This window comes from Ketobacter sp. GenoA1 (genome assembly GCF_003671475.1).
Lineage (GTDB): Bacteria > Pseudomonadota > Gammaproteobacteria > Pseudomonadales > Ketobacteraceae > Ketobacter.
The window spans coordinates 1-24,951 of sequence record NZ_RCHM01000015.1 but is presented as its reverse complement, the minus strand read 5'-3'; the positions used below and the strand labels follow the sequence as shown (position 1 = coordinate 24,951).

Sequence of the window (24,951 nt, the reverse complement as noted above, 5' to 3'; positions counted from 1 at the left end):
CAGCCCATTAACCCTAAAAGCAGAAACGTCCTCTGTCATAAATCAGACTGCGTTTCCCATCTCGATAGCCTCCGTAAATTCTGGTATCTGAGTCTCCCACGGGTAGATCAATACTCAGGTCGCTCTGATTCGCTCCGGGTACTAATCTGTTTTTGTCTGCACTACCCAATGTGAGACCCGATCGTAAAACGTTATCGAGTATAGGCGCAAAGTAGTTCATTGATGGCTCTATGCTACCCTGTGACGCTTCGGTTAATCGAACCTGACCCAAACGCTCGGCCCCGGAATCAGTCTGAACAAGCTGTTCCATGAAACTGCGGCCTTGGGTGGCGGTAATTGCGGATAACCTGCCTTTTTGAAACTTAAGAGCCAGACCTTCTACGCTGTGACCGGCAATCTTTAATGATTGTGGCACTGACAGCGTTCCTTCTACCTGCAATGGGTCCAGCAGACAATGAACCGGCTCCAAGGGTATAGCTGACAAAAAGGGCACGACGGATTGCGCCCTGATTCGAGCGCCCTGCCAGGCCGTATTTTTTAATAAGCCTACTGTCAGTTCACTGCCGTTATTTTGGAATTGAATCCAGTCAAATTGCTGGGTGTTCAGCCATTGGGTGATCTGTTCATTGCGCTCCAAGCGAGCCTGCAGCGCCCGGCTATCCGCTTCTGCACCGACCACAGCGCACAGCTCAAATACATCATTCCACAACGCGTCCATTGCGGCAGCCGTATCGAGCCCGGGTCGGACAAACCGGGCCCAGTCTTCTGTGACAAAGGGTACACTGCAGCAACGCACTGTGTGGAATGTGGATGTGTTTCCTGCCTTCAACAGCCCATGAAAATCCACAAGACGTTGTGCAGAAATCCCTTCCAGTAACGTCGGTCTCGGGCCCAGGATCCGCAGATGGGCTGCGTCCGGTGAGCGCGACAATAGCGCATGCTCCGGGCTTGGCAGGGCCGATTGTGGGACCGAATCCATTGTCATCAAGGCCACCCGCAACAACTCCGGATCCTCATACACCGTTTGCACCCATCCGCTACCTGCCTGGTAGGCCGCACGGCAGGCTTCCTGCACCCACTGCCGGGCTTCCCAGGGTGCGCTGATGATCAGCGGTTGCTGTGGTTGAATATTCACACCGACGGTAACCGCCAGGTGGGCGAGCGCCTGCAATCTTGGGTCAGCGTCGGAACCACTTAATGCCATAGGGATCTCATCTGCGCCACGGCATTGGGGTTAAGCATGGATTGGTGCTCAGCATCAATGTCAAAAATCATCAGTGTGCCGGAAATATACGGGCTCCAGACATCCGCCGATACAGCGGAGCGATCCATTCCCTGAGTCTCCCGGGCAGCGCGGAAAAATACCATATCGCCGCTAAACTTTTGCAGCTCCGCATCGGGTAGAACATAGCTGTGATGGGCCAGATTAAGCCCGAGCTTTTCCAATACTTCCAACGGCAGACGTGCCAGGAAATTGTGTTCTTCAGTGGCAATCCTGTGGAGCGCCTGGGCGTTCAGTGTTGCGGGGTGTGTGGACACGTCAAGCCCCGCACCCAGGGCAACATCCCGCCATAAACTCTGCTCATCGGCATAGTCCGGTCGGGCACTGACGGGCATGGGGTAGCTGTCAATCAAAATCAATCTATCGATGCGCTGACCCAGACGTTGCAAACGACCGGCCAGGCAGTGCGCCAGCATACCACCGAACGACCACCCCACCAGGGAATAGGGTCCACTGGGACGGCAATGAATAACAGCCGCCATGGCCCGCTCCAGTATTGCCTCGAATCCGGGTTGCTCCGACCAGCCTGCCGATTTCAGATTGGGTGCCTGGATCAGATACACCGGCTGATCCTGACCGAACAAAGGCAACAGATGGGTGTATGCCCAGCTTAAGCCCATTCCCGGATAGAGGCAAAATACCGGAACGCCATCCCCCTTATCCCGCAGTGGAATGATCTCAGCGTAGGGATCCGTTGCGCCACTGCCCTGTGCAATATTGGCAACGACTTCGGCGACGGTCTCCGCAGCCAGGATATCGATTATTTCAATGTCCCGTCCCAGGGCGACATTGAGATTCGCCGCCAGTCGCGCTGCGCTCAGTGAATCCAGACCCAGATCAATCAGACTTTCCCCAAGACTCAGGTTGTCCCGATTGAATAGCGATTGCAGTTGCTGACAGACAGCGATCTCAATCGGGGATTCCGGCGCTAGAGTGCCTGCTGTCGTTAAAATTGGGCCGATAGCCGGTAGCGCGGATTTATCCAGTTTGCCATTCGAATTAATAGGCAGCTGTTGCAGCCATACAAATTGAGCCGGAATCATGTAAGCAGGCAGCCGCTTACGAAGATGGTGCTGCAGTTGTTGTGCGAGATCCGCTTCAGCATCAATGTCATTCGCAGGTGCTACATTCGCAGGTACTAAATAGGCCACAATCTGGCGGGTGTTCAGCGCGGTGGTACAAACCTGAACCGTGACCTGAAGCACCTGCTCCAATGTCAGTAGTGACTTTTCTATTTCACTCAGTTCTATTCTAAAGCCCCGGATTTTGCACTGGTTGTCGTCCCGGCCTTTAAAATACAACTGGCCGTCATAACGCCAGACGACACGGTCGCCGGTACGGTACATGCGCTGACCTGCGTTTCCGAACGGATTCGCGATAAACAGGCTGGAAGTCAGTCCAGGCTGATTGAGGTAACCCGTTGTCAAGCCGTCGCCTGTTAAATACAACTCCCCTTCCACCCCAACAGGGCAGGGCCTAAGGGCGTCATCCAGAACAAAGCCTTGCACGTTGGGTAAAAATTTTCCCAGAGGGGGTTCATTTTCTGACAACGTCAACGGGTCGCTCAAGGTGCTGAAAATCGCGCATTCTGTCGGTCCATAGACGTTATACACATGGGCGGCCGGCGGGTGTGCAGCCATAGCGGTTGGGGACCAGGCTTCACCGCCCACCAGCGCATGGCGAATTGACAGTCGATTCAGGTTTGCGGAATCCTGCGCTGCCTGCATTAGATTGGCATAGGAACCGGGCGTGATATTCAATACCGAAACCTGATGGGTTATCACCAGATCGAGCAGGCGAGCTGGGGAACGGGTGTCCTCTTCCGATACAATCACCAGACTGCTGCCGGTTGCCAAAGCGCCCCAGATTTCAAATACAGAAAAATCAAAGGCGAACGAATGGAGCATCGTCCATATGCCGGGCGAACTCAAATCCCGATGCCCCAACTCTGTGGTGACCAACCTGACCACATTGCGGTGGGTAGCCATTACGCCTTTGGGTTTGCCAGTGCTGCCGGAGGTATAAATAATATGAGCGATGCAATCGGAACTGTATGCAGGCGGGTTTAAGTCGTACCCGGGCTGCATCGAGGACAACTCAGTGTCCAGGGTCATCAGATCAAGGGTCAGCAGGTCTAGCGTCACAAGGTCTAGCGTCATAAGGTCACGGCCAAACCGTGGCTGAAGGTCCGCTACGGTCACCACCAGTCGGGGTCTGGCATCCCGTATGATCAGCTCCGATCGGTATTCCGGCAATCGGGGATCGATCGGCAGATAACTGGCGCCCCGCTTCAAGATACCAATAATCGCAGCGATCATCAGCGGTGAGCGAGGCAGGGAGAGCGCCACCACATCATTAGGCCCTACCTTTTTGCATTGCAGCAGGTAGGCCACGCGATCACTCAGTTCCCGCAGTTCTGCGTAGCTCAAGCGGGTATCCTGATAAATCACCGCCGTTGCATCGGGGAATTGGAGTGCTTGCCTATCAAACAAAGCGGAAAGCGTGAGGTCTGGATAACTGGCTGCCGTTTCATTCATTTGATAGAGCAGTTGTTGACGCTCACTGGGTTTGGCAAATTCCACATCGCTTAATGGCAACGCCGGTTTGTCCACCAGTTGCGTCAGCATCCGTATCAAGCGGTCAACCAAATCGGCGATTTCCTGTTGGAGGAAACTGTTGGCCTTGTATTGCACTCTGAGTTCAAGGGTTTCATGGGGTACAACGATCAGGGATAGCGGATAATGCGTATCACTGTAGCCATCCACAACACGAAGGGTTTCCTGTACATCCGCTCTGGAAGGAAAATTTTCATAGGTAAACAAAGTATCAAACAGTTGACCCCGGCCATGGGCACGCTGAATCTCCGACAGGGGGGTATATAAATGGGGCTGCATTTGGGCAAAAAACTGCTGCAGTTTCTGAATTTGATCCAGCACGCTTGCAGGCGCCAGGTCAACACATACAGGTACTGTCTGCACCAGCATGCCCACCATTTTTTCGATTCCCTCCAAAGGAGCCTGACGGCCGGAGCTGACGTACCCAATACACATTCGATCCAGTCCGCGATGATGACCGAGCACCATAGACCAGGCACCGGCAAACAGAGTTGCCAGGGTAAACGAATGGGCCCGTGAAAGAGCGGACAATCTCTGCAAAACCCCTGCATCCAGTTGGCATCGGTAAAGCTTCGACTCTCCACTGGATTGCACCGGGTTCGGGGGCTCGTATTGCGCCAAATGCTGTTGCCAAAACCCTATGCCTGCGGCCACCGGTTGTGCGTTTATCCAGTCAAAATAGGCTTGCAGGGGGATACTTGGGGGCCTGTGTTTGAAAGGCGCATCCCGCAACCCTGCAGCCAGGTCCTGTAGAATCACTTCGCCAGACCAGCCATCCGCGATTAGATGATGAAAGCTGATGATCAAAACAGTCTGGCGGGCAGTCTTAACGTAGGTCGCGCGAATTAACGATGAACCTTCCACGGCGATGGGATGCAAGCGGTCTTCGCTAATAGTACGTTGCAGCTCGCTTGGTTGAAAATGGTCTGGATGGGAAGTTAAATCCCGTGCTTGCCAGGCATCGGCATTGTTTCGCCTGACTAATTGGAAGGGGTAACCTTCAGCGTTTCGGGCAATACTGACGCGCAATCCAGGGTGCCGCTTGAGAACCCAATCGAAAGCCTGCCTGACCCGTTCCGCTGTAGCCGTTTGCGCCAGTTCCACCACCAGTTGAATTCGGTAATGATCATGACGTCCGCAATGGGCGAGAATACCCTGTTGCAAGGCGGTCAACGGCCAGATGGCTTCAAACGTTTCGCCTACGGCTTCAAACCGTGCCAATTCATCTGCGGTGATATTATGCTGCGTTTTACATTCGGGCAGGGTTATCGCGGATGTGCTTGAATAACCCAAGTCCACTAACCGGGTTATGGCCTGGTGGAAATCATCCGCAATGCTGGCGATCTGGCTGGCAGAGACAACACCGGGTGCGAACCGCCAGTTAATATCCAAACGCGCGTTTTCCTGACTGCCTTGGGATATTGCGTTGACTGACAGCGTATGGGGTAATTGCAATGATGGGTCAGCCACCCCGGATAGGGCTTGTTTCATTTCCGCCGTGTTTTGCCAACGGCCAAGATAATTAAATCCAACCTCAACCTTTGGGTGTTGGCCAAATTCCTGGTTCAAGGTGCTATCCAGGTAGCGCAACACCCCGTACCCAATACCGCCATCCGGAATACGTCGCCACTCCCACGCCACCCGACGCACGTATTGATACAACAAATCGGGTTGCTTCAATATCAAAAGGGGATCGACACCGGCGGTGTCCAACCGCAGCGGGTGTATGGCGGTGAACCAGCCCACTGTACGGGTTAAATCCACATCGGTTAATTCCATCGGCCTGCCGTGCCGTTCGACAGCCATTCGTATTGCGTGCTGTCTTCGACTGCGCTGGGACCGGCTTTGCATCAGCAACGCAAGCGAGAGTGCAGTTAACAACAATTCGTCAATTTGCAGACCCAGTGCCTTTAGAGTTTCCGTATGCAGTGATTCCACCACCTTTCCCTGAATACTGGATGGGTGGTCCTGGGCCGTTGCCTGCAACCAGGGTTCATGGGTGGCAGGCTCACCGAAATAATGGGGTACCGCCTCTGCAGCGTGCCAGCGCCAGAGCGATTGTTGTGATTGAAACCGCTCAGACAGGGAATGTAAATGTTGTGACCAGGAACGAAAGCTTGTGGTTTGTTTTACGGGCAATGGGGGATTACCATTGCAAATATCCTGAAGCAGGGTCATGAAATCACTGATCAGTATCTGCCAGGAAACAGCGTCCACAGCAATATGATGGGCCACCAGCAATAAGCTGCCCGGGTGGCTGTCTCCTTCTGGCAAGTGTTCTTCTTGCAAGTGCTCTTCTGGCAAGTGTTCCGGCAGCCAACAGGCTCTCAACAGTTGGCCCTGACCCGGATTCAACTCTGTCGTTAATGCCCGTTCCAGTTCGGCAATATCAATTTCGTTTTTATTCTGTTTACTAAACAACTGTTTACTAAACAATTGCCTTGCCTCGATCGACCCGGCGGATAAAGTTTCGATCACATCAGGCTGCGTCCATACTGCCCTTAGCATGGCATGCTGATCAATCAAAAGCTGCACTGCCGAGATAAGGCTGGATTCGGTACAACCTGCCGGCAAGCTGAGCATAACGGACTGGCTGAATTGCCTGTCCAGCCCCCCAATATCAGACAACCAACGCATTATGGGTGTACTGGGAAATTCCCCCACCGGGTTGTCTGAGGCCATTGAATGGCTGTTGCGAGCCGCTGACAATCTTGCAAGATCCTTTATAACCGGCGCCAGGAACACATCCTTCGCACTCAGTTCAATCCCTTCTGACCGTGCCAGACTGATCAACCGGATCGAACTGATACTGTCTCCACCCAGGTGGAAAAAATTGTCTTCACCACCGACAGCGGTGACCCCCAGCACCTGTTCAACCACCCGACACAGACGCGATTCGGTTTCACTGCCAGCGGGCACGGGATGACTGCCGGATTTGGTCAACACCGGGCCGGGCAGCCTTTGATAGTCTATTTTTCCATGCCGGGTCATGGGGATTCGATCAATCACCATAAACACCGAGGGCACCATGTAGCCTGGCAGTTTTTGTTCACAGGCCAGCCGGGCTTGTGCGCTCAGTTGCGCCTGCAATCGGGTGCTCAGAGGGCTGTTGGCATCGGAATCGTCTCTCAGCAGACTGAACCGTTCCAGGCTGACCCAACGAATGGGCGCCAGCTGAGCCCGCTGTCGACGTAGAATGACATCGAACTCGCCCTGGGCGGAAAAGGGCCGAAACGCGATATCGGCCTGAAATCCCATTTGCTCAGCCGTTTCCCAGATATCATTGGGATCAATGCCCTGGTTAAGGATGCGTTTATTGGTTACCCGCCTCCAGACAACTGTGTCGCATTTCGGGTGCAGCAATTGTTTTAATTGGTGCAGATCCTGCGGGTGGCCTTGATTTGCGAAATGCTGGTTTGCGAAATGCTGATTTTCGAAGTGCTGGTTTTCGAAGTGCTCATCACTCACTGTGTGACCGGCGCCAACCTGCAGTATCACATCGTAGCGATAACGCGCCATTTCATTGCCGCTGCGAGCCCGTTTGGGAATCACCTCCACCCGACTGAACACGTTGTGGGTGGCAACCAGCCTGTAGAAATAGGCTGGATCCAGCGCCAGTTCATTTTCTCTGGCATAGGCCACCGAGGTGGCACGATCAAACCCAACAAACTCAGCCAAAGAGGTTTCAAACGCTTCGAGCAGTGGCAGGCTTTTCACATCGCCAATAAACAGGTAACCGCCGGTTTCCAGTTGGGTGTCCGCCAGTTGACACAACACCCGAGTCAAATAATGTACGCTGGGAAAATATTGCACTACCGAGGTCAGGACGATGGTATCGAAGCGTTGATCGAGCCCCTCAGCAATCTGATCCGCCGCCAAGTGGATAAAGTCCGCGTCGGCCAAACCGGGAAAACGTTGCTGCATATCCGGATCAAGCTGCAGATTCTGCAATCGCTGCACATTTTCCAGCGCCAAATCAGTGCCGGTATACTGTGCCAGGAAACCCAGCAACCGGAAACCGATGAGACCGGTTCCGCAACCGATATCCAATAACCTGCCCGGTGAAAGTTGTTGAATCCTGGCAACGGTTTCATCCACGTATTCGGTAATTTCAGATACCGACAGCGGCTCTCCGGTGTAGCTGCTGTTCCAGCCCCGGGTTTCAAATGCAGGATCTTCACTCAATGGATTGCGGTTACCGAATCCCGCTTCAATTTGACTCCAAAGACGAACCTGTTCGTTTTCCAATGCCACAATTTCAGCCTGGTTGGAATCAACCATCAAATAGGCCACCAGCATGGGATCCCGCTTCGGCGTTTTGCCAAGACTCACCACCGCTTCCCGGATCGGGTCCAAACCCGTCAGCACTGCGCACACCTCGGAAGGCTCCACCCGGTGTCCACGAATTTTCAGCTGCTGGTCGTTGCGGCCCAGGTATTGAACCGTTCCGTCGCGCTGCCAGGCGCCGAGATCACCGGTTCGGTACATGCGCTCTCCGGCGCCGGCAAAGGGATTGGCCAGGAACCGGGACGCCGTTAACCCCGGCTGGTTGATATAGTTTCGAGCCAGACCCGGCCCGGTTAGATAGATCTCGCCCATCACTCCCACAGGACACTGGCGCAGATGGCTGTCGAGGATCAGCACGTCGGTCACGCCAATGCTTTCCCCTATCGACGGCAGACAATCAGCGCTGCTCCAGGGCACACTCATGGTGGCGCAGACACTGGCTTCAGTTGGACCATAGGCGTTTATGATTTCACATTTTTCGCCCCATGGAGCCAGCGCCGCCTGGGTAACGGCTTCCCCCGCGGAAATGATCCGCCGCAAAGCGGAGCCAGCGGGCGGACGGGTTGCCAACAACACCGTGGGTGTCAATGTCGCGTGGGTGATCTGGCGCAGCATCAATAAATCCGTGAGCGCCGGCCCAACCCGCTGCTGATCTTCTGCAATAACCAGGTGGGCACCCGCAATCAATGCCATGGCAATTTCTGAAATCGCTGCATCAAACGAAAAACTCGCAAGCTGTAACACCCGCGAACCGGGTTCAATGGCCATCCTTTCGGCCTGCGCCCGTGCCAATTGGGGCAGGCCCTGATGGGTCACCGCCACGCCTTTGGGCTGGCCTGTGCTGCCGGAGGTGTAAATAATATAGGCCAACTGTTTCGATTGAATTGTCGAATGAAGTGCCGGCTGATTATGAAGCAGCGCGGAAGGTTCCAGGTCCCCTGTTTTCAGGGCTCCGGTTTTCAGGGCTCCGGTTTTCAGGGCTCCGGTTTTTTGCCACACTATTTGATCAACACAGACCATTGAAATGCCCAGATCGGGTAGTTGTGTCCGGGTTTCAGTACAGGTCAGAATGAGCCTGACACCACTTTCCTGCAATAAGCTGCGTAACCTTTCCGCTTGGGTAGCTGGATCAATGGGTACGAAGGCGGCATTTGACTGCCAAACCCCCAGCATCGCTGCAATCGCATTGACAGTGCGAGGCATGATCAGCGCCACCCGGTCTTCGATTCCAACACCGGCGAGTTGAATCAGGTCTGCAATCCTGCAACTTCTGTTATACAGTTCGGCATAAGTTAAAGTGACACTGACGCAGCTCACTGCGGGGTGCTGGAGCTGGCCCTGCGCAACCTTTCGAATCTGTTCCGGCAACGAAACAAATTGAGCTGTCGATGATTGCGCTGCAATCGATGAATTCGGCGCACCCGATGGTTTCGAATAGCTTCTGCTGCCAATGTCGGTTGGCAGCAACAGGTCCAGATCACGAACCTGAACGTTAACGTTGTTAATAACCTGGGAAAGCAGCCCAACCAATCTTAACAGCCAGTCCCGGGCCTCATTGTGCTCAAAACAGGCGGCACTGTAATGCAGCCGCAACAACATTTTCTCGCCCGGTATCACTGCCAGGCTGGCAGGGTAATGATTGCCGTTGCTGCCACGAATGGCGGACACCGGTAAGGAAGCGGTATCCGTTGTGTCCGGAGCGTCCTGCAAAGGATAATTTTCAAAAGTGAACAATGAATCGAAGAGCACGTTCGTGCCCGTCGCTTTCTGTATTTCAGATAATGACAGATATTGATGTGCTAACCGTTTACCCCGGTCCTGATGCAGCTCCTGAACAATAGCGGCCATGGTTCGATTGGCGGAAACGTTTACTCTGACGGGAATCGTGGTAATCAACAGACCGATGATGTTTTCGATGCCGGCGACAGGCGCTTCCCGTCCGGAGCCCACGCTGCCAAAACAGACATCCTCTGCGCCCGAAACAATGGCAACGAACAAAGCCCAAAGTGCTTCCATGATGCTGGCTTCGGTCACACTCTGTGCTCGCGCCAGCTGTGTCACCTGCAGGCTTTGCTGCGGGCTGAGCAACAGCTCGCAATGGGCAACTTCGGGAATGCTGTCACGGGGCACATTGGGGGCTATCAGGCTTTGGTTGTGAAAATTTACGAATTTATCGCGCCAATATTCCTCACTGGCTTCCGTGTTGTGTGTTGAACGCCAGGCCAGAAAATCTGCCAGGCTGGTGGCCTTGCCCAAAGACGAAGCGGATCCGTCGCAGCGATAGAGTTCATACAATTCGCGGAAAAAAATGGCACTGGACCAGCCGTCACCGAGCAAGTGATGCTGACTTAAAATCAACCGGTGTTCAGTGACTGAAAAGCGCAGACATTTCACCCGCATCAGCGGTGCCTGCTGCAATTGAAAACGGCAGGCGCGGTCCTCTGCCTCTATTTGCGCCGCGAACAACCCTTGCTGACCGGGCTCCCGGGTGCTGAGATCAATGGTTTCAAACGGCAATCGGATGTGCTCCGCCACCACTTGAATACCATGCCCCAGGTCATCACTGGCAAACGCAACCCGCAGGCTGGGATGCCGATCCACAACCCCTTGCAATGCTCTGTGCAGTCGGTCTTGATCCAGCTCGCCTTCCAATTCCACCACAATCTGTACGTTGTAGGGATCATCACCCTGCGGTTCACAATGAGCCAGAAACCAAAGCCCCTGCTGTAACGGCGTCAGTGGCCAGTGGCTTCCCAGATCCACTTGGTCTGGTGTTGGAATGGCCGTCGCCAGTGCGTCCTCAGCAAGCCTGTTTTCCGCGCGGGTCGCCTGCGCTTTTGCCAGACCCACCAACACCGGTGTTGCAAACACATCAGCCGGTGTCAGCGACCAACCGACAGCATTCAAATTGTTAACCAGGCGCACCACGGCGATGCTGTCGCCGCCCAAATGAAAAAAGTTGCTTTCCGGTAACACCTTCTCCACTTTCAACTCATGAGCCACCAGGGCACAGAGCACCACCTCATGAGGTGTGGAGGCTGGCCTGCTATTGATCTCCATGCTGGCCGCTTCGGATTCAAACAAGCGGGATAACGCCTTCCGATCCAGTTTGCCATTAACGGTCAACGGCATGCGCTGCAGCTGAATATAGCCTGCAGGCTCCATATAACTGGGTAAGCGCTGTTGGCACCACTGTCGTAACGATTCGGTGTTGAATTCTGATGGGTTCTGCAACACCAAAGCGGCGACGATTTTATGCTGGGCGTGGGATTGCAGCACCAGGCTGGTGGCGGTGTTTACCGCCGGATGGGCTTCCAGTACCTTGTCGATCTCCCCCAGTTCGATGCGGAAGCCACGGATCTTGACCTGGGTGTCCTCCCGCCCCAGGAAGTGGATAATACCCTCGCCATCCCGATACCCCAGGTCGCCGGTGTCGTACAACCGTTGCCCGGTCTGCGGGTGCACGATAAACCGGGCTGCGGTCTGTTCCGGATTGCGCCAATAGCCCAGGGCCAGACCGCTGCCCGCGATATGCAGCCGGCCCGGCACGTACAGCGGGCACTGCGCGCCGTCGTCCTTCAACACATGCCAGGCCTGGTTGCGCAGCGGCAAACCGTAGGGGATGGCGGTCCACGCCGGGTGGATGTCGGTAATCGGGTAATAGATCGACCAGATCGCCGCTTCCGTGGCCCCGCCCAAACTGATCAGCCGTGCCTGGGGGGCCGCCCGCTGCAGAGCCGGCGGCAGGCTTAACGGAATCCAGTCGCCGCTCAGCAGGATCAGCCGCAACGAGGCCAGGGGCGACTGCGCCAACGGCGCCGCCGCCAGCATTAACTCGGCGATCGCCGGTACGGAATTCCACAACGTGATCCGGTGATGCTGCACCGCGGCACTCAACACCGCCGGCGTCGCCCGGGCATCCGCGGGGGGAATGACCACTGTGCCGCCGACCCCCAACACCGCAAACAGATCGAAGATGGACAGGTCAAACTCGAACGACGACACCCACAACAGCCGATCCCCGGCCTGGATGGCAAAGCGCTCCACCAGATCCGCCAGGGTATTGCGGGCCGCCCCATGGGACATGGCCACGCCCTTCGGCACCCCGGTTGAGCCCGAGGTGTAAATCACATACGCCAGATCGTCCGCCGCCACCGGGACGCCGGCGCACCAGGATCCGTCCGCTGCCGGCGCCGCCTCATGATCACTGGCCACCTCCAGCAGGATCACCTCCGATTGCCAGGGCCGGCCCCGGGTCAGATGGCGCTGGGTCAGCACAATGCCCACCCCGGCCTGCTCCAGGATGGTGGCGATACGGGCATCCGGTTGCCCGGCGCTGATCGGTAAAAACGCCCGCCCCAGTCTTAAAATCCCCAACGCGGCGATGACCTGCTCCAGGCCTTTTTCCATCACGATGGCGATCAGGGTGTCTGACGCCCGCAGCACCGGGTGCAGCCGCTGCACCAGATGTTGCACCTGGATCTGCAGTTGGCCGTAGCTGAGCACGCGCGCTTGCTGGATCAGGGCCGGGGCCTGGGGTTGAGCCGCCATCGCCGCAAACACCGGATCCGCCAGCCGATCCCGGGGCTCGGGGCCGCCACTGGCGTTGATCGACGCCATCAGCGCCTGCTGTTGTGGCGGCACCTGGCAACGGGCCGGCCCGGTCCAGGCCTCGGGCTGGTCGGCCAGTCGAATCAGCAACTGATAATAGGCCTCCATCATGTCTTCCATCAGGCCGTCCGGGAACAGCCCGGCCGGGGTGTCCCAATCGATGAACAGGCCCCCCGCTTCGTCTTCATACACTTTATTGTCCAGCCAGGTCTGCGGGGTTTGGGTGATCCCATCCACCCAGCGCAGACCATACTGACCGGCGCCAAAGCCCGCTTCTCCCAGCAAGCTGGTGAACACCACCGGCAACAGGCCGGCTTCGGGGTTGCCGGCCCGCCGGGCCAACGCCCGCTGCACGTCCACACCACTGAACGCCCGCTGATCCAGGTTGCTCGCCAGCTCGTCCTGTTGCGCCCGCGCCCGCGCCACGAACGCACCGCCCCGCGCACTCGATACCGCCAACGGGATCAGGCTGGTGAACACACCCAGCATACCCACCACCTCGGGATGCAGGATCTGACGATCCCCCACGGTCAGGTTGAGGGTGAACCCGTCCTGCCGGGTCCAGTTGCCCAGGGTTTCGCTGTACGCGCTCAGCAACACCGTTGACGGGGTCAGACCTTCGTCACCGGCCCGCGTCTTCAATGCCGTCCACTGGGCGGGCGTCAACTGTCGCTGCCAGCGGATAAAGCGCGGCGCCGTCAGCCTTGACGGGTCCGTGGCCAGAGGCAGGGCCGGTGCCGGCGGCAGGCTGTCCAGGCGCGCGAGCCACCAGGCTTGCGCTGCTTCCCGTGCCGGCTGATCCGCTTCCCGGTGCAGCACATAATCGCGGAAACTGAGCTGGGCGGGGACCGCCTTCGGACCACGCCCCTGATAACGTTCGAACACTTCCTGCAACAGCAGCGCGGTACTCTCACCGTCCAGTATCAGGGCATCCAGGCTCAGATGAAGACGCCACTCTTGTCGGTTAAGCCGGGTCAGACGAATATCAAACAGGGGCCAGGTGGTGGTGTCCAGCACCTGGTGGGACAGTTCCTCGGCGGTGGCTTGCGCCCGCGCGCGGGCCTCGTCTGCGGACAACCCCCGACAGTCCTGCACCGGGATATCCCAATCCGGCACCTGGGCCAGGACCTGTTGCAGGCCCTGCGCGGTGATCACCGTGCGCAAGGCCGGATGGCGGGCGATGACGGTGCGCCAGGCGGCCACAAACCGCGCGGCATCCAGATCCTCGAGGGCGTATTCGCTGTAGGCGTGACAGGCCAGCTCGCCCAACGCCACCAGGCGCTGTCGGCCCAGCCAATAGGCTTGTTGAACCGGGGTCAGGGGGAATGGCCGGTGGGCCTGTGCCGGATCCGGGGTCAGCGGGCTTGGCTCCGGGCCCGGCTCTGCCGCCCCGGGTGCGGCCGCCAGTGCCCGGGCGATCTGCTGCAGGCCCGGTGCCGCAAACAGCGTCTTCATCGACAGGCTTTTACCACTGGCCTGGCGCAAGGCGGCCAGCAGTCGGGCGGCGGCCAGGGAGTGGCCGCCCAGGCGGAAGAAGTCGTCCGCCAAGGACACCCGTTCCAGCCCCAATAACTGCGCGGTCAGGCGACAGACCTGCTGCTCTTCAACGGTCTTCGGCTGGGCGCCGCCCGGCTCCGTCGACGCCGGCTGCGCAGCCGGTAACCGCGCTCTGTCCAGCTTGCCGTTCGCGGTCAAAGGCAGCTGCGCCAGCCAGCTAAAATCCGCCGGGATCATCGCCGGGATCAGCTGGCGGGCGAGGTAGTCCCGCAAGGCCTCCGTGTCCGGCGGGGCCTGGTCTGCCCGCGCAACCAGCCAGGCCTGCAACCGCGATTCGCCATCCGCGCCCGTCTGCCCCAGCACCACCGCCTGGGCGATCGCCGGGTGCGTGGTTAAGGCCGCCACCACTTCACCGGGCTCGATTCGATGGCCGCGGATCTTCACCTGCTCATCGCCACGACCGGCGTACACCAACTGGCCATCACCCCGCCAATACCCCAGATCCCCGGTGCGATAGAGACGGGCTCCCGGCGCTCCGTAAGGATGCGCTATAAAGCGCTCGGCGCTCAGGCCCGGCCGGCCGTAATAACCCCGCGCCAAGCCCGCGCCCGACAGATAAATCTCTCCCAGAACCCCGCTCGCACAGGCTTGCAGGTGGTCATCCAGCACCCAGGCGCCGACGCCCCCATAGGGCAACCCGATCCCCTGATCGGTGACACTGGCCCAGGCGGCCACGGCGCCGATGGTGGTCTCCGTGGGGCCGTATTCGTTGAGTAGCCGGGCCTGCGGTGCCCGCGCCTGGAGTGCCCGAACATGGGCGGCCTGTAACGCTTCCCCGCCCACGATCACCAGCTCCAGCTGCGGATTCACCGCCTGCGGCAGGGTATCCAGCAACGCCAGATGGGTCGGCGTCAGCTTCACGCTGCGGACCCGGCTTTGGCCGCTGAATATCTGACTTAACGCCCCTTCCGCGGCCGTGTCCGGATACAGTTCCAGGCCGCTGCCGGCCACCAGGGGCAGCAACAGGCTGGTCAGCGACAGGTCAAACACCAGCGGTGTAAACAACGCCATCCGCTCCACTTCGCTGGGTTTGAGCCAGGCCTCACCCAGCACCCTCAGGTAGTGCGCAATACTGGCTTGACTGATCAACACCCCTTTGGGCCGGCCGGTGGATCCGGAGGTATACAGCAGGTACGCCGGGTGCGCCGGCTGCAGTGGACTCTTGCGATCGCCATCGCCGGGGGCCTCCGCCTCCGCCGCCGGCACCCACTCCGGCTCCAGCAGCCACAGCGGGGTCTGGGTCAACGCCGCAAACCGGCTTTGTAAGCGGGCTTCGGTGATCAGCAATAGCGGTTGGACTTCGGCCAGGATCGTCTGTAACCGCGCCGGCGGGTGGTCGGCCTCCAGCGGCAGGAAGGCGGCGCCCGCCTTCAACACGGCCAGCACGCTGATCACCAGCGCCGGCGACCGGGGCAGGGCGATCGACACCACATCCTCCGGGCCGATGCCCCGCTCAATTAACTGCCAGGCCAGGGCGTTGGCGGCCCGGTGCAGTTGGGCATGACTCAGCACCTGGCCTGCGCAATACAGCGCCGGGGCCGTTGATCCGGCGTGTCGTTGTATCAGGTCCGTCAGCCGGTCGGGGCCTGACCCCTCCGCCACCGGCTGCCACCGGGATGCTTCTGCGGCCAGTAACACCGGCAGCGCCGACAGTCGGGTATCCGCTGCCGCGCTGGCCGCCGCCAGCACATTCACGTAGCGTTGACACAGGGCGTGGGCCGTGTCCGCGTTAAAACGATCCGCGTTATACTCCAGCACACCCTGTAACGGGCCGGCTCCGGCCCTGCCGGCGGCTCCGGTCAGGGCAAAGCCAAGGTCAAACCGGGCCGGTAACACCGGCGGCTCCAGCAGCGACACCTGCAAGCCGTCCAACTCCGCTTGCACCGGGTCTTCGTTGTGCAGCACCAGCATGGTCTGAAACAACGGCTGGCGACCGGTTACCCGCGGCGGGGCCAACGCCTCCACCAGGCGCTCAAACGGCAGGTCCTGATGACCGTACGCATCCAGCGCCACTTGCCGGGTCCGGCTCAGCAGGGTGGTGAAATCCGGATCCCCGGCGGTGGATATCCGCAACACCAGCGTGTTCACAAAAAAGCCCACCAGTTCATCCAGCGCCGGCGCCGTGCGTCCGGCCACCGGGACACCGATGGGAATATCATCCCCCGCCCCCAGCCGATGCAACAGCGCCACCAAACCCGCCTGCAACACCATAAACAGGCTCGCCCGTTGCTGTTGCGCCAACCGCAATAACCCCTCATGCAGGTCCGGCGGCAGCTCAAACTGCACCCGCCCGCCTGCGGGCAGGGTGCGCTCCGTGTCCGGCCGTGCCTCACGGTCCACCGGCAGGCGAATCGCTTCCGGCAGCCCCGCCAGCTGTTCCCGCCACCACGCCAACTGCCGGCCCAGCAGGCTGTGTTCACCCTGCTCGCTCAGCAGGCGGGCTTGCCACAACCCGTAATCCGCGTACTGTACCGGCAACGGTTCAAACGCCGGTGAGCCGCCGCGACGCCGGGCTGCATAGGCCCGGCCCAGATCCCGCAGCAGCGGCGCCAGCGACCAGCCATCCCCGGCACTGTGGTGCAACAGCAGCAGTAACACATGATCCCGTGACACAGGATCCTGTGAAACCGGGTTCAGTGAAACCGGGTCGGACACCGCCACCGGCCACAGCACGGCCCGCAACGGGATCGTCTGCGCCAACCGGAACGGCTGCCCGGCATGGGCCGCCAACGCCCGCTCCAGTTCCGCCTCGGCCACCGGCTCCGCCACCCACTCCAGCACGCCTTCCCCGCAGGCCGCCTGCGCCGACAGGATACACTGCTCCGGCGTGCCTTCTGCGCCGGTCTTCAACAAGGTCCGCAGCGCTTCATGCCGGGCCACCACATCCGACAGCGCCGCATTCAGGGCCGTCCGCTCCAGCTCCCCCCTCAGCCGCAGGGCCAGCGCCATCGTATACCGCGACGACACCCCGTCTATCTGCTCCAGCAACCACAGCCGCGACTGGGCAAACGAGGCCGGCAACGGCGTCGGGCGCTCACAGCCGGTCAGGGGCGGCAGATCACTCTGTGGCGCCTGACGCAACCGCTGCGCCAGATCCCCCAATCGCGGAGACTCAAACACATCCCGGATCGATAACCCCCGGCCCAACTCCGACTGCAATTGCGCGATCAACCGCGTCGCCGTCAGCGAGTGCCCGCCCAACTGGAAAAAGTGGTCCCCCAGGCCGACCCGCTCAACCCCCAACAGCTCCGACACCCGCTGACACAGCACCACCGCTTCCCGGCTCTCCGGCGCCACATAGCCCGATTCCAGTAGCCCCGCTTCCGATTCCAGCCGGCTGTGCAAGGCCCGACGATCCACTTTGCCGTTCTCCGTTAACGGCAAACCCTCCAGCAACACAAACGCCGACGGCACCATGTAATCCGGTAACCGTGCCTCGCACCAGGTTCGGTAGTTCTGTGGGGCTTCGGGCAGTTGTCGCAACGGGCTCTGCCAGTGTTGAATTTGCTCGGGTAAAACCGGACCCGCCAGCAACCCCAGCAGCAGTTCATTGTCTTCTTTGTCAGTCAACCCCAACCCATCGAAAACCCCATTGTCATCGGCTCCACCCACCAGGCAACTGCCCAGTTCCAACTGCGGACCCCGTTCTGCCAGCAACTGTGACATGGCACCGGCTTCTATCAGACAAGCCTGTTTGCTCCAGGCGCCATACATAGGTTCTATCGCAGGGAGATAGCCGACAAAAAATAACGCCAGGGAGGCTTCGCTGGCCGCCATTTGGTTGCTTTCACCAAACAGCTGTTGTTGAAAACCCGCGTCGTTCAGTTTTGCCAGACTGTGGCGCACCGGGTCATAAAGGTAGGCTCCGCCACTCATCTGTTCTACCGCACCGTCCTTCAGCATCAGATAACTACGTACCGGATAAAGTCCTCCCGCTGAAGGGTATCGCCGCTTGGGTAGTGGCGAATCCGCCAGGGGGACCGCCTGCAGAACCGCCAACCAGTGGGACAACGCCTGCTGGGTTATCGGCTGCGGCAGAAAACGGCGATAGCTTTGTCGCGCGATGCTGGTCTGAAGTGCAGCCACGGTATCCGTTTGCCGGGACAGCGCCACCGTCTCCCATTGCGGCAACGGGCTAGGCAGCCCATGTTGCTCCAATGCGAAAACCGCTTTTTCATTTTGATGGGGCGCTGGTTCTCCCTTGCTGCCCTGACCGTCCAACACCAAAGCGGCGACGATTTTATGCTGGGCGTGGGATTGCAGCACCAGGCTGGTGGCGGTGTTTACCGCCGGATGGGCTTCCAGTACCTTGTCGATCTCCCCCAGTTCGATGCGGAAGCCACGGATCTTGACCTGGGTGTCCTCCCGCCCCAGGAAGTGGATAATACCCTCGCCATCCCGATACCCCAGGTCGCCGGTGTCGTACAACCGTTGCCCGGTCTGCGGGTGCACGATAAACCGGGCTGCGGTCTGTTCCGGATTGCGCCAATAGCCCAGGGCCAGACCGCTGCCCGCGATATGCAGCCGGCCCGGCACGTACAGCGGGCACTGCGCGCCGTCGTCCTTCAACACATGCCAGGCCTGGTTGCGCAGCGGCAAACCGTAGGGGATGGCGGTCCACGCCGGGTGGATGTCGGTAATCGGGTAATAGATCGACCAGATCGCCGCTTCCGTGGCCCCGCCCAAACTGATCAGCCGTGCCTGGGGGGCCGCCCGCTGCAGAGCCGGCGGCAGGCTTAACGGAATCCAGTCGCCGCTCAGCAGGATCAGCCGCAACGAGGCCAGGGGCGACTGCGCCAACGGCGCCGCCGCCAGCATTAACTCGGCGATCGCCGGTACGGAATTCCACAACGTGATCCGGTGATGCTGCACCGCGGCACTCAACACCGCCGGCGTCGCCCGGGCATCCGCGGGGGGAATGACCACTGTGCCGCCGACCCCCAACACCGCAAACAGATCGAAGATGGACAGGTCAAACTCGAACGACGACACCCACAACAGCCGATCCCCGGCCTGGATGGCAAAGCGCTCCACCAGATCCGCCAGGGTATTGCGGGCCGCCCCATGGGACATGGCCACGCCCTTCGGCACCCCGGTTGAGCCCGAGGTGTAAATCACATACGCCAGATCGTCCGCCGCCACCGGGACGCCGGCGCACCAGGATCCGTCCGCTGCCGGCGCCGCCTCATGATCACTGGCCACCTCCAGCAGGATCACCTCCGATTGCCAGGGCCGGCCCCGGGTCAGATGGCGCTGGGTCAGCACAATGCCCACCCCGGCCTGCTCCAGGATGGTGGCGATACGGGCATCCGGTTGCCCGGCGCTGATCGGTAAAAACGCCCGCCCCAGTCTTAAAATCCCCAACGCGGCGATGACCTGCTCCAGGCCTTTTTCCATCACGATGGCGATCAGGGTGTCTGACGCCCGCAGCACCGGGTGCAGCCGCTGCACCAGATGTTGCACCTGGATCTGCAGTTGGCCGTAGCTGAGCACGCGCGCTTGCTGGATCAGGGCCGGGGCCTGGGGTTGAGCCGCCATCGCCGCAAACACCGGATCCGCCAGCCGATCCCGGGGCTCGGGGCCGCCACTGGCGTTGATCGACGCCATCAGCGCCTGCTGTTGTGGCGGCACCTGGCAACGGGCCGGCCCGGTCCAGGCCTCGGGCTGGTCGGCCAGTCGAATCAGCAACTGATAATAGGCCTCCATCATGTCTTCCATCAGGCCGTCCGGGAACAGCCCGGCCGGGGTGTCCCAATCGATGAACAGGCCCCCCGCTTCGTCTTCATACACTTTATTGTCCAGCCAGGTCTGCGGGGTTTGGGTGATCCCATCCACCCAGCGCAGACCATACTGACCGGCGCCAAAGCCCGCTTCTCCCAGCAAGCTGGTGAACACCACCGGCAACAGGCCGGCTTCGGGGTTGCCGGCCCGCCGGGCCAACGCCCGCTGCACGTCCACACCACTGAACGCCCGCTGATCCAGGTTGCTCGCCAGCTCGTCCTGTTGCGCCCGCGCCCGCGCCACGAACGCACCGCCCCGCGCACTCGATACCGCCAACGGGATCAGGCTGGTGAACACACCCAGCATACCCACCACCTCGGGATGCAGGATCTGACGATCCCCCACGGTCAGGTTGAGGGTGAACCCGTCCTGCCGGGTCCAGTTGCCCAGGGTTTCGCTGTACGCGCTCAGCAACACCGTTGACGGGGTCAGACCTTCGTCACCGGCCCGCGTCTTCAATGCCGTCCACTGGGCGGGCGTCAACTGTCGCTGCCAGCGGATAAAGCGCGGCGCCGTCAGCCTTGACGGGTCCGTGGCCAGAGGCAGGGCCGGTGCCGGCGGCAGGCTGTCCAGGCGCGCGAGCCACCAGGCTTGCGCTGCTTCCCGTGCCGGCTGATCCGCTTCCCGGTGCAGCACATAATCGCGGAAACTGAGCTGGGCGGGGACCGCCTTCGGACCACGCCCCTGATAACGTTCGAACACTTCCTGCAACAGCAGCGCGGTACTCTCACCGTCCAGTATCAGGGCATCCAGGCTCAGATGAAGACGCCACTCTTGTCGGTTAAGCCGGGTCAGACGAATATCAAACAGGGGCCAGGTGGTGGTGTCCAGCACCTGGTGGGACAGTTCCTCGGCGGTGGCTTGCGCCCGCGCGCGGGCCTCGTCTGCGGACAACCCCCGACAGTCCTGCACCGGGATATCCCAATCCGGCACCTGGGCCAGGACCTGTTGCAGGCCCTGCGCGGTGATCACCGTGCGCAAGGCCGGATGGCGGGCGATGACGGTGCGCCAGGCGGCCACAAACCGCGCGGCATCCAGATCCTCGAGGGCGTATTCGCTGTAGGCGTGACAGGCCAGCTCGCCCAACGCCACCAGGCGCTGTCGGCCCAGCCAATAGGCTTGTTGAACCGGGGTCAGGGGGAATGGCCGGTGGGCCTGTGCCGGATCCGGGGTCAGCGGGCTTGGCTCCGGGCCCGGCTCTGCCGCCCCGGGTGCGGCCGCCAGTGCCCGGGCGATCTGCTGCAGGCCCGGTGCCGCAAACAGCGTCTTCATCGACAGGCTTTTACCACTGGCCTGGCGCAAGGCGGCCAGCAGTCGGGCGGCGGCCAGGGAGTGGCCGCCCAGGCGGAAGAAGTCGTCCGCCAAGGACACCCGTTCCAGCCCCAATAACTGCGCGGTCAGGCGACAGACCTGCTGCTCTTCAACGGTCTTCGGCTGGGCGCCGCCCGGCTCCGTCGACGCCGGCTGCGCAGCCGGTAACCGCGCTCTGTCCAGCTTGCCGTTCGCGGTCAAAGGCAGCTGCGCCAGCCAGCTAAAATCCGCCGGGATCATCGCCGGGATCAGCTGGCGGGCGAGGTAGTCCCGCAAGGCCTCCGTGTCCGGCGGGGCCTGGTCTGCCCGCGCAACCAGCCAGGCCTGCAACCGCGATTCGCCATCCGCGCCCGTCTGCCCCAGCACCACCGCCTGGGCGATCGCCGGGTGCGTGGTTAAGGCCGCCACCACTTCACCGGGCTCGATTCGATGGCCGCGGATCTTCACCTGCTCATCGCCACGACCGGCGTACACCAACTGGCCATCACCCCGCCAATACCCCAGATCCCCGGTGCGATAGAGACGGGCTCCCGGCGCTCCGTAAGGATGCGCTATAAAGCGCTCGGCGCTCAGGCCCGGCCGGCCGTAATAACCCCGCGCCAAGCCCGCGCCCGACAGATAAATCTCTCCCAGAACCCCGCTCGCACAGGCTTGCAGGTGGTCATCCAGCACCCAGGCGCCGACGCCCCCATAGGGCAACCCGATCCCCTGATCGGTGACACTGGCCCAGGCGGCCACGGCGCCGATGGTGGTCTCCGTGGGGCCGTATTCGTTGAGTAGCCGGGCCTGCGGTGCCCGCGCCTGGAGTGCCCGAACATGGGCGGCCTGTAACGCTTCCCCGCCCACGATCACCAGCTCCAGCTGCGGATTCACCGCCTGCGGCAGGGTATCCAGCAACGCCAGATGGGTCGGCGTCAGCTTCACGCTGCGGACCCGGCTTTGGCCGCTGAATATCTGACTTAACGCCCCTTCCGCGGCCGTGTCCGGATACAGTTCCAGGCCGCTGCCGGCCACCAGGGGCAGCAACAGGCTGGTCAGCGACAGGTCAAACACCAGCGGTGTAAACAACGCCATCCGCTCCACTTCGCTGGGTTTGAGCCAGGCCTCACCCAGCACCCTCAGGTAGTGCGCAATACTGGCTTGACTGATCAACACCCCTTTGGGCCGGCCGGTGGATCCGGAGGTATACAGCAGGTACGCCGGGTGCGCCGGCTGCAGTGGACTCTTGCGATCGCCATCGCCGGGGGCCTCCGCCTCCGCCGCCGGCACCCACTCCGGCTCCAGCAGCCACAGCGGGGTCTGGGTCAACGCCGCAAACCGGCTTTGTAAGCGGGCTTCGGTGATCAGCAATAGCGGTTGGACTTCGGCCAGGATCGTCTGTAACCGCGCCGGCGGGTGGTCGGCCTCCAGCGGCAGGAAGGCGGCGCCCGCCTTCAACACGGCCAGCACGCTGATCACCAGCGCCGGCGACCGGGGCAGGGCGATCGACACCACATCCTCCGGGCCGATGCCCCGCTCAATTAACTGCCAGGCCAGGGCGTTGGCGGCCCGGTGCAGTTGGGCATGACTCAGCACCTGGCCTGCGCAATACAGCGCCGGGGCCGTTGATCCGGCGTGTCGTTGTATCAGGTCCGTCAGCCGGTCGGGGCCTGACCCCTCCGCCACCGGCTGCCACCGGGATGCTTCTGCGGCCAGTAACACCGGCAGCGCCGACAGTCGGGTATCCGCTGCCGCGCTGGCCGCCGCCAGCACATTCACGTAGCGTTGACACAGGGCGTGGGCCGTGTCCGCGTTAAAACGATCCGCGTTATACTCCAGCACACCCTGTAACGGGCCGGCTCCGGCCCTGCCGGCGGCTCCGGTCAGGGCAAAGCCAAGGTCAAACCGGGCCGGTAACACCGGCGGCTCCAGCAGCGACACCTGCAAGCCGTCCAACTCCGCTTGCACCGGGTCTTCGTTGTGCAGCACCAGCATGGTCTGAAACAACGGCTGGCGACCGGTTACCCGCGGCGGGGCCAACGCCTCCACCAGGCGCTCAAACGGCAGGTCCTGATGACCGTACGCATCCAGCGCCACTTGCCGGGTCCGGCTCAGCAGGGTGGTGAAATCCGGATCCCCGGCGGTGGATATCCGCAACACCAGCGTGTTCACAAAAAAGCCCACCAGTTCATCCAGCGCCGGCGCCGTGCGTCCGGCCACCGGGACACCGATGGGAATATCATCCCCCGCCCCCAGCCGATGCAACAGCGCCACCAAACCCGCCTGCAACACCATAAACAGGCTCGCCCGTTGCTGTTGCGCCAACCGCAATAACCCCTCATGCAGGTCCGGCGGCAGCTCAAACTGCACCCGCCCGCCTGCGGGCAGGGTGCGCTCCGTGTCCGGCCGTGCCTCACGGTCCACCGGCAGGCGAATCGCTTCCGGCAGCCCCGCCAGCTGTTCCCGCCACCACGCCAACTGCCGGCCCAGCAGGCTGTGTTCACCCTGCTCGCTCAGCAGGCGGGCTTGCCACAACCCGTAATCCGCGTACTGTACCGGCAACGGTTCAAACGCCGGTGAGCCGCCGCGACGCCGGGCTGCATAGGCCCGGCCCAGATCCCGCAGCAGCGGCGCCAGCGACCAGCCATCCCCGGCACTGTGGTGCAACAGCAGCAGTAACACATGATCCCGTGACACAGGATCCTGTGAAACCGGGTTCAGTGAAACCGGGTCGGACACCGCCACCGGCCACAGCACGGCCCGCAACGGGATCGTCTGCGCCAACCGGAACGGCTGCCCGGCATGGGCCGCCAACGCCCGCTCCAGTTCCGCCTCGGCCACCGGCTCCGCCACCCACTCCAGCACGCCTTCCCCGCAGGCCGCCTGCGCCGACAGGATACACTGCTCCGGCGTGCCTTCTGCGCCGGTCTTCAACAAGGTCCGCAGCGCTTCATGCCGGGCCACCACATCCGACAGCGCCGCATTCAGGGCCGTCCGCTCCAGCTCCCCCCTCAGCCGCAGGGCCAGCGCCATCGTATACCGCGACGACACCCCGTCTATCTGCTCCAGCAACCACAGCCGCGACTGGGCAAACGAGGCCGGCAACGGCGTCGGGCGCTCACAGCCGGTCAGGGGCGGCAGATCACTCTGTGGCGCCTGACGCAACCGCTGCGCCAGATCCCCCAATCGCGGAGACTCAAACACATCCCGGATCGATAACCCCCGGCCCAACTCCGACTGCAATTGCGCGATCAACCGCGTCGCCGTCAGCGAGTGCCCGCCCAACGGGAAAAAGTGGTCCCCCAGGTCGACCCGCTCAACCCCCAACAGCTCCGACACCCGCTGACACAGCACCACCGCTTCCCGGCTCTCCGGCGCCACATAGCCCGATTCCAGTAGCCCCGCTTCCGATTCCAGCCGGCTGTGCAAGGCCCGACGATCCACTTTGCCGTTCTCCGTTAACGGCAAACCCTCCAGCAACACAAACGCCGACGGCACCATGTAATCCGGTAACCGTGCCTCGCACCA

The 24,951-nt window shown here is 61.0% G+C and carries 2 protein-coding genes; both read right to left on the bottom strand.

Annotation, left to right across the window (positions count from 1 at the left end; genetic code table 11):
- Positions 1-13: 13 nt before the first annotated feature.
- The gene (locus D9N13_RS05875; RefSeq protein ID WP_290587157.1) at positions 14-1,204 is read right to left on the bottom strand and encodes an aminopeptidase; all 1,191 of its coding nucleotides are present in this window, start codon (positions 1,202-1,204) and stop codon (positions 14-16) included.
- On the bottom strand, positions 1,195-24,951 hold a 23,757-nt coding region (locus tag D9N13_RS05870; RefSeq protein WP_290587155.1), incomplete at its 5' end, for a non-ribosomal peptide synthetase. The genes D9N13_RS05870 and D9N13_RS05875, both read right to left, overlap by 10 nt.

Bases quoted from the DNA above. Each gene is read 5' to 3' on its own strand.
- D9N13_RS05875 (WP_290587157.1), bottom strand. From the start codon at position 1,204: ATGGCATTAAGTGGTTCCGACGCTGACCCAAGATTGCAGGCGCTCGCC.